This is a genomic window from Acinetobacter sp. WCHAc060006, assembly GCF_004209135.1.
In the GTDB taxonomy this organism is placed as follows: Bacteria; Pseudomonadota; Gammaproteobacteria; order Pseudomonadales; family Moraxellaceae; genus Acinetobacter; species Acinetobacter cumulans.
Window position 1 is genome coordinate 1 of sequence record NZ_SGSS01000111.1, and the last position, 333, is coordinate 333.

A 333-nucleotide genomic window follows, 5' to 3' on the forward strand; every position below is an offset into this window, starting at 1 on the left:
CGTGTCAATCAAGCCATTACAGATGGAGACAAAGCAACTTTGGCCTCTGCAAACAAAAATACAGCGGATACGGCAGTAGATTTACGTCAAGAAGCTTCCGTTGAAACAGCACGTGTCAATCAAGCAATTTCTGATGGAGATAAAGCAACATTAGCTTCTGCAAATAAAACCATAGCAGATACAGCAGCGGTATTACGTCAAGAAGCCTCAGCAGAAACTGCACGTGTCAATCAAGCCATTACAGATGGAGACAAAGCAACTTTGGCTTCTGCAAATAAAACTACAGCAGATACAGCAGCGGTATTACGTCAAGAAGCTTCCGTTGAAACAGCA

Annotated in this window: 1 pseudogene; it reads left to right on the forward strand. The window is 42.9% G+C overall.

Annotation, left to right across the window (positions count from 1 at the left end):
• Positions 1 to 333 (forward strand): annotated as a pseudogene (locus tag EXE29_RS17590) (YadA-like family protein); the annotation flags it as partial.